The organism is Rhodococcus xishaensis, assembly GCF_004011825.1.
GTDB classification, from domain to species: Bacteria; Actinomycetota; Actinomycetes; order Mycobacteriales; family Mycobacteriaceae; genus Prescottella; species Prescottella xishaensis.
In genome coordinates, this window is record NZ_RKLO01000008.1 from 1 (window position 1) to 9,205 (window position 9,205).

2 protein-coding genes are annotated in these 9,205 nt (G+C 66.9%); both read left to right on the forward strand.

From position 1 onward, the window contains the following. The coding region (locus tag EGT50_RS16835; RefSeq protein ID WP_127955810.1) for a non-ribosomal peptide synthetase at positions 1-4,274 on the forward strand (4,274 nt) is incomplete at its 5' end. Between the two features lie 105 nt (positions 4,275-4,379). Then, the coding region (locus EGT50_RS16840) for a non-ribosomal peptide synthetase (protein ID WP_127955811.1) at positions 4,380-9,205 on the forward strand (4,826 nt) is incomplete at its 3' end.

Sequence of the window (9,205 nt, forward strand, 5' to 3'; positions counted from 1 at the left end):
ATGCTCAGGTCGCCAAGTTCGATCTGCAGGTGACCGTGGTCCCGGCCGCCACCGACGGGTGGTCGGTGGATCTGACGTATGCCACCGATCTGTTCGATGAGGCCACGATCGTCTCGTTCGGGCAGCGTCTGGTGCGGGTGCTCGAGGCGGTCACTGTCGATCCGGTGGCGCCGGTCGGTGATGTCGACATCCTCGATGAGCCGGAGTGGGCTGCGCTGACGGGTGTGGCGGGTCCGGTGGTGCCTCGGGTGGAGACGTTGACCGAGATCCTCGGCCGTGGTGTGGCGGGCCGTCTGGATGAGCGGGCGGTCACGTGTGCGGGTACGACGTTGACCTATCGGGAGCTCGACGAGCGGTCGAGTGCTCTCGCGCGTGAGTTGGCCGGCCGGGGTGTTGGTCCGGAAAGTGTTGTTGCGCTGTCGTTCCCGCGTTCGTGGGAGATGGTGCTGTGTGTGTGGGCGGTCGCGAAGACCGGTGCGGCGTTCGTTCCGGTCGACCCGACGTATCCGTCGGATCGGATCGAGCACATGGTGGCCGATTCGGCGGCGGTGATCGGTATCGCGGCCGAGGCGGTGATCGCGGATCTGCCGTCGGCGGTGGCGTGGTCGACGCTCGGTGAGCTCGAGCGGGCGGCGGCCGGTGCGGGGCGGTCGGTGGCGGCGTTCACCGACGCCGATCGGGTGCGTCCGTTGCGGGTCGATCATGCCGCGTATGTGATCTACACGTCGGGGTCGACCGGCAGGCCCAAGGGTGTGGTGGTCACCCATGGTGGGTTGTCGGGTCTGGTGGACGAGTCGGTGCGGTTGTACGGGGTGCGGTCGGCTGATCGTGTGCTGTCGATCTGTTCGCCGAGTTTCGATCCGTCGGTGCTCGAGTGGGCGCTGGCCGCTGCTGCCGGTGCGGAGTTGGTGGTGGTGCCGCCGCAGATCCTCGGTGGTGAGGAGCTGCAGGGGTATCTCGAGCAGCATCGGGTGACGGTCGCGTTGATCACTCCGGTGGTGTTGGGGTCGATGGATCCGGCCGGGCTCGCCGATCTGCGTTTGTTGGCGGTCGGTGGTGACGCCTCGTCGACGGAGTTGGTGGGTTCGTGGGCGCCGGGTCGGACGTTCTTCAACGCGTACGGTCCGACCGAGACGACGATCGTGTCCACCCGTGGTGAGTTGTTCGCCGGTGAGCCGATCACCATCGGTGGCCCGGTCGCGGGTGTGGGTGCGCTGGTTCTCGATGACCGGTTGCGTCCGGTTCCGGTGGGTGTGGCCGGTGAGTTGTATCTGTCGGGTGGGGCGTTGGCGCGGGGCTATCACGGTCGTGCGGGGTTGACGTCGGATCGTTTCGTGGCGAACCCGTTCGGTGGCGTGGGTGAGCGGATGTATCGCACCGGTGATGTGGTGCGGTGGACCGAGCAGTTGGCGATCGAGTTCGTCGGGCGGTCGGATTTCCAGGTGAAGGTGCGTGGTTTCCGGATCGAGCTCGGTGAGATCGATACGGCGTTGACCGGTCATCCGGGTGTGTCGTTCGCGACGACGGTGGGTCATCGGATGGCGTCGGGGCAGACGGCGTTGGTGTCGTATGTGTTGGCCGATGCCGGTGTCGATGCCGAGGCGATTACCCGGCACGCGGAGTCCCTGTTGCCGGGGTACATGGTGCCGTCGTCGGTGATGGTGCTCGATGAGATGCCGTTGACGGCGGTCGGCAAGCTCGACCGGAAGGCGTTGCCGGTGCCGGTGTTCGAGGCGGCGGTGTTCCGGGAGCCGGTCAGTGAGGCGGAGATCCTGGTCGCGGGTGTGTTCGCCGAGGTGCTCGGTGCCGAGCGGGTCGGTTTGGACGATGACTTCTTCGCCCTGGGTGGTAACTCGCTGGTCGCCACGCAGGTCGTTGCCCGGTTGGGTGCGGTGTTGGATGCGCGGGTGCCGGTGCGGATGCTGTTCGAGGCGTCGACGGTGGAGGCGTTGGCGGGGTCGGTGCAGGCGTTGGCCGGCGGCGGCGGCCGCAAGGCGTTGGTGGCTGGTCCGCGTCCGGACCGGATCCCACTGTCGTTGGCGCAGCAGCGGATGTGGTTCCTCAACCGTCTCGAACCCGAATCGGCGGCCTACAACATCCCGTTCGCATTGCGGCTTACCGGACGACTCGATACAGACGCACTGCAGGCCGCGCTGCGGGACCTCGTGGTACGACACGAATCGCTGCGGACGTACTACCCGGAGGACACGGATGGCCCGCACCAGGTGATCATTCCCGCGGACAGCGCCGACCTGGATCTCGCTCAGGTCTTCGTCGAGGGTGAGGACGACCTGCGTGCGCAGATGATGGACCTGCTCGGCCGCGGGTTCGACGTGACGAGTCGAGCGCCGTTGCGGGCTGGGCTGTTCCGGCTCTCGGACGACGTCCACGTCTTCGTCTTCGTGGTTCACCACATCAGCGCGGACGGGCTGTCCATGGCACCAACGGCGCGGGACCTGATGATCGCCTATGCGGCACGCTGCCAAAGCGAGGCTCCGCAGTGGTCGCCGCTCCCCGTTCAGTACGCGGACTACGCGCTGTGGCAGCGAGAGGTTCTCGGCTCCGCCGAGGAACCGGGCACGGTCGCTGCCGCGCAGCTCGAATACTGGAAACGAACCCTGGCCGGTGCGCCCGACGCGCTCGAGCTGCCGACGGACCGGCCTCGCCCGGCCGAGCCGTCCATGCACGGAGCCGAGATCGCTTTCACGATCCCGGTCGACCTCCACGGCGCGCTCGAATCGCTTGCCCAGGAGCAGGGCTCGTCACTGTTCATGGTCGCGCACAGCGCGCTCTCGGTGCTGCTGGCTCGGCTCAGTGGAACATGGGACGTCACCGTCGGCACACCGGTCGCGGGCCGCGGAGAGGCCGCACTCGACGACCTGGCGGGGATGTTCGTCAACACGCTCGCTCTGCGCACCGAACTTTCCTCGTCGATGACGTTCGCGGAGGTCGTTGCAGTGGCCCGCGAGACGGACCTCTCCGCGTTCTCACACGCGGACGTGCCATTCGAAAGCGTCGTCGGGGCCGTCGCACCGGCCTCGGCCCGCTCGACTGGACGACACCCGATCTTCCAGACGGTGCTCTCGTTCCAGAACCAGCAGCGGGCGAGCCTCGAGCTCCCCGGCTTGACGGTCGACGTAGTTCCGGACGTCGATTCGGTAGCCAAGTTCGACCTCCAGCTCACCCTCATCCCGACGCCGCTCGGCGAGTTGGAAGCGCTGGTCACCTACGCCACCGACCTGTTCGACGAATCGACGGCGGTCACGTTCGGGCAGCGCTTCGTGCGCGTGCTCGAAGCCGTCGCCGCGGACCCGTTGGCAGTCGTCGGCGACATCGAGATCGCATCCGACGAGGAACGAGCCCAGCTGCTGGGCGAGCCGGTCTCCGATGAGACATCGAGCAGCACCGAGGGTGCACTGGTGCCGAGCGACAGCACCATCCCGCAGGTTCTGGCGTCGGTCATCGAAGCCGACCCCGAGGCACCCGCGCTCTCCGACAACGGCGAGGAGACCACCTACAGCGACCTTGCGCAGCAGGCGGCGCGGCTGGCTCGGGTCTTGATCACAGAAGGAGTCGGTCCGGGCCACCGCGTTCCTGTCGCGATGCCGCGGTCGGCGGACATGGTGGTCGCGGTGTGGGCCGTGCTCGAGTCCGGCGCGGCGCTCACACTCGTCGATGCCGAGGACGCCGGCCGCGCTACGAGCCCGGAGACATTGACGTTCGAGCTCGAGGCGAAGGTGGGCATCACGACCTCAGCGAACATCGCAGGGCTTCCGGACGGCGTTGCATGGATCGTGCTCGACACGAGCCGCGCTCAGATCGACGCGCAGTCCAGCCGACCGGTCACCTACTCCGAGAGGATTACGCGCCTGAGGCCCGAGGACCCCGCCGTCGTCGGGCTCGACGGCAACGTTCTCACCCACGGACACGTCGTGGCTCTGGCCGACCGGGACCGCGAACAGTTCGACGTCACCTACGAGTCGCGCACGGTGTGCACCGAAAACGTCGGCACTAGTTGGTCGGTCATGGAACTACTCCTGGCCTTGACCACGGGTGCGGCGACGGTCGTGACCGAGGTAGAGGAGGGCGAGGTCACCGATCTTCTGGCGGACGAATGGGTGACCCACGCGTTCATGCCGGTACAGCGAGCACTCGGCCTCGACGTAGACGAACTCGAAGACCTCGAGGTTCTGATATTGACCGGTGGACAGCGGTCTGAGCAGATGCCGAACATCGCGCGGATAGTTGCCGACGCGGAGACATGGTCGGTCTGAGGCGATGATGGCGGATTGTCTGCCGAGCGACGTAAGTGCTAAGGGAAGAGCCACTGTGGTGCGTAGTGAAATGCCGACGAAAGATACACGAGGTGTCAGGTCCGCATGAGTGATCAGGGTTTGGAGTCGAGCGCAGTGGACAGTGCGGACAGCGGCGAGGGCAAGCGGACCAGGCGTCGGCGTCCCGAACGCAGAGAACGGCCGGCACGCCGGAGCCGATCGAGCGCGACGACGCTGCCCCAACTGTTGGCAGCCGCCGTCGAGCGCGACCCGTCTGCCACCGCCCTCGTGTGCGGCGACCGCACTCGCTCGTACGAGGAGCTCGATACGTGGTCCTCACGACTTGCCCGAGTCCTGATCGAACGCGGTATCGGACCGGGAGACCTGGTCGCCGTCGCCGTTCCTCGCTCCATCGAGTCAGTGTCCTCGGTATGGGGTGTCACCAAGGCCGGCGCCGCCTTCGTCCCCGTCGATCCGAACTACCCGGCCGATCGCGTTGCGCACATGGTCACCGATTCCGGTGCGGTCATCGGAATCACTACCGCTGAGGCGCGAGCGTCGCTCCCGGACGGTGTCGAGTGGCTCGTGCTCGACGAAGAATTCGACAGTGTCCTCGCCGCGCACTCGGCCGATCCGATCACGTTCGCAGACCGCACACGCACGCTCACAGACACCGATCCCGCCTACGTGATCTACACCTCGGGTTCGACCGGTGTGCCCAAGGGTGTCGTGGTGACGCACACGGGTCTGGCGGCGTTCGCGGCTGAGCAGGTGGAGCGGTATGGCCTCGAGGCGGGGTCGCGGACGTTGCATTTCGCGTCGCCGAGTTTCGATGCGTCGGTTCTCGAGTTGCTGATGGCGTTCGGGGCGGGTGCGACGATGGTGGTCGCGCCGACGTCGATCTACGGTGGCCATGAGCTGGCCGATCTTCTTCGGGTGCAGGGGGTCACGCATGCGTTCGTGACGCCGGCGGCGTTGGCGTCGGTTGATCCGTCGGGTCTGGATGCGCTGCGTGTGGTGGTCGTCGGTGGGGAGGCGTGTTCGGCGGAGCTGGTGGCCCGGTGGGTCACTGGTGGGCGGCGGATGTTCAATGCGTACGGTCCGACCGAGGCGACTGTGGCGTCGAATATTTCCGATGCGTTGGTGCCGGGCGAGCCTGTGACGATCGGGCGCGCGATTCGCGGCGCCATGGCCTACGTGCTCGACGAGCGTTTGCGGCCGGTTCCCGCGGGCGTCCCGGGTGAGCTGTACCTCGCCGGCTCCGGCATAGCCCGCGGATACCTGGGGCGCCCCGCCCTGACCGCCGAACGTTTCGTTGCGAACCCGTTCGGGGACGCCGGCACCCGGCTGTACCGCACTGGCGACGTGGTGCGCTGGAACTCGGACCGACAGATCGAGTACGTCGGGCGTTCCGATGACCAGGTGAAGATCCGCGGCTTCCGCATCGAACTCGGCGAGATCGACGCCGCGCTCGCTGCCCACGACGACGTCGACTTCGCCGCGAGCGTGGCCCACGAATCATCAACGGGTAGTAAGGTTCTCGTTTCCTACGTGCATCCGGCATCCGGTCGTGAGATCGACACTGCCGCGCTGATCGACTTCGTCGGACGATCCCTGCCCCGGCACATGGTGCCCGCGACCGTGATGATGCTCGACGAGATCCCATTGACTCCAGGCGGCAAGCTCGACCGAAAGGCGCTGCCGGAGCCGATGTTCGAAGCTAAGGAGTTCCGCGCCCCCACCACCGCGACGGAGGAACTCGTCGCCGCCGTGTTCGCCGAGGTCCTCGACACACCGCGGGTCGGACGGGACGACGACTTCTTCGAACTCGGCGGAAACTCCCTGATGGCGACGCAGGTCGTCTCGCGCCTGTCGGCGACCGCGGGTGCCCAGATCCCCGTCCGTGTCGTGTTCGGGGCATCGACCGTCGAGGCACTGGCGGCGCACATCGACAACGCCTCCGGTGACGATGCCTATCCGGACCTTGTCGCAGGTCCGCGTCCGGATCGGGTGCCGTTGTCGTTGGCGCAGCGACGGATGTGGTTCCTCAACCGTCTCGAACCCGAATCGGCGGCCTACAACATCCCGTTCGCGGTTCGGTTGTCGGGCGGTTTGGATGTGGAGGCTCTGCGGGCGGCGGTGGTCGATGTCGTGGGCCGGCACGAGTCGTTGCGGACCCGGTACCCGGAGGTCGACGGGGTCGGCTACCAGGTGGTGCTGCCGGTCGAGGAGGCGCTGGCGGGTTGGGATCTCGGTCCCGAGCAGGTGTCCGCCGACGAGATCCGTGACCGAGTGATCGAGGTCGCCACGACACAGTTCGATGTCACCGCCGAGGCGCCACTGAGGGTGCGGCTGTTCGAGCTGTCGCCGTCGGAGTACGTGCTGGCGTTCGTCGTGCACCACATCTCGTCGGACGGTGTGTCGACTGGTCCGCTGATCCGGGATGTGATGACTGCGTACACGGCGCGGACGTCCAGGACGGCTCCCGGCTGGAAGCCGTTGGCGGTGCAGTACGCCGATTACGCGTTGTGGCAGCAGGAGGTCCTCGGGGCGGAGGATGATCCGGGGTCGGTGATTGCGCGTCAGATCGGGTACTGGCGTGAGCAGTTGGCGGGTATTCCGGATCAGTTGGATCTGCCGGCCGATCATCCGCGTCCGGCGCAGCAGTCGTACGCGGGTGCCACCGTTGCCGCGGAGGTGGATGCGGATACGCATCGGGCTCTGGTGGAGCTGGGTCGGGCTCGGGGTGCGAGCTCGTTCATGGTGATGCATGCGGTGTTGTCGGTGTTGCTGGCGCGGTTGTCGCGGTCGCAGGACATCGTGGTGGGCACCCCGATCGCGGGACGCGGCCAGGCGGCGCTCGACGATTTGGTGGGCATGTTCGTGAACATGTTGACGTTGCGGGTGCAGGTGGATCCGGCGGAGTCGTTCACGGATTTGTTGGGGCGGGTGCGTGAGGTCGATCTGGATGCGTATGCGCACGATGATCTGCCGTTCGAGCGGTTGGTGGAGGTGCTCAATCCGGTTCGGTCGGCGTCGCGGCATCCGTTGTTCCAGGTCGGGTTCTCGTTCCAGAACATGCGGATCGGTGCGCTCGAGTTGCCCGGTCTCGAGGTGGAACCGCTCGAGGTCGAGACGGATCTGGCGAAGTTCGATCTGCATGTGACGATCGTCGACAGTGTCGATGAGACCGGGAATCCGGCGGATCTGGCGGTCGAGTTCACGTATGCGACGGATCTGTTCACTGAGGAGACCGCGCGGCGGTTCGCGCAGATGTATGCGCGGATGCTGCGTGCGGTGGTGGCCGATGCGTCGAGGCCGGTCGGCGATCTCGAGATGATCGACGCCGACGAGCGCGGTGTGGTGGTCGAGCGGTGGAACGAGACCGGGCATCCGGTGGATACGTCGGCGACGTTGGTGGATCTGTTCGATGCGCAGGTCGCGGCGGCGCCGGAGGCGCCGGCGCTCGTCGCTGGTGATGAGCGGTTGACGTACGGGCAGTTCGATGCGCGGGTCAACCGGCTCGCGCGGCTGCTGATCGCCGCGGGTGTGGGTCCGGAGTCGCGGGTGGCGTTGGCGATGCGGCGGTCGGTGGAGTTGATCGTGGGTATGTACGCGGTCGCCAAGGCCGGTGGCGCGTATGTGCCGATCGATCCGGATCATCCGGCCGAGCGGGTCGGCTACATCCTCGATACCGCCGACCCGGTCCTGGTGCTCTCGACATCTACGGACGGCTTCGATCCCGGTCCCGATGTTCCTGTGGTGCATGTCGATTCGTTCGACGAGACCGGCCTTGCTGATGGCCCGGTCACCGATCGGGAGCGTGTGGCGCCGTTGCGGGTGTCGAACACGGCGTATGTGATTTTCACGTCGGGGTCGACGGGGCGGCCGAAGGGTGTGGCGGTTGCGCATGCGGCGATCGTCAATCAGCTCGAGTGGAAGCGTGTGGAGTTCGGGCTCGGGTCGGGTGATGCGGCGTTGTTGAAGACGGCTGCGACGTTCGATTTGTCGGTGTGGGAGTTCTGGTCGGCGTTGACTTCTGGTGGCCGGTTGGTGGTCGCGGACGCGGACGGGCATCGGGATCCGGGTTATTTGAATGCTTTGATGCGGCGTGAGTCGGTGACGACGTTGCATGTGGTGCCGTCGATGTTGCAGGCGTTGCTGGTGGAGTCGGGTGATCGGTTGCCGGGGTCGTTGGCGCGGGTGTTGGCGATCGGTGAGGTGTTGCCGGTTGATACCGCGGCGCGGTTCGCGGCGGCGTCGGCGGCGCGGTTGTTCAATTTGTATGGGCCGACGGAGGCGGCGGTGTCGGTGACCGCGCAGCTCGTTGGTGCGGTGTCGGGGTCGGCGGTGCCGATCGGTGGCCCGGAGTGGAATACGCGGCTTCTGGTGCTCGATGACCGGTTGCGGCCGGTGCCGGTGGGGGTTCCGGGTGAGTTGTATCTGGCTGGGGCGCAGCTTGCGCGCGGGTATTTCGCGCGTGCGGGGTTGACGGCGGATCGGTTCGTGGCCGATCCGTTCGGTGGCGTGGGTGCGCGGATGTATCGGACCGGGGATGTGGTTGCGTGGCGGCCGGACGGGACCCTCGACTATGTCGGGCGCGCCGATTTCCAGGTGAAGGTGCGTGGTTTCCGGATCGAGCTCGGTGAGATCGAGGCGGCGTTGCGTGCGCAGGACGCGGTCGCCGAGGCCGCGGTGACGGTGTGGGCGGACGAGGTGCTCGGTGAGCGTCTGGTGGGGTACGTGGTCGCCGCCGATGCCGGGGTGCTCGATGTGGCCGACGTCGAATCGGTTCTGGCGAAGGCGTTGCCGTCGTACATGGTGCCGTCGGTGTTCGTCGTCCTCGATGCGCTGCCGCTCAATGTCAACGGCAAGTTGGATCGGAAGGCGTTGCCGGCGCCGGTGGTGGAGGCCCGCGAGTTCCGGGCACC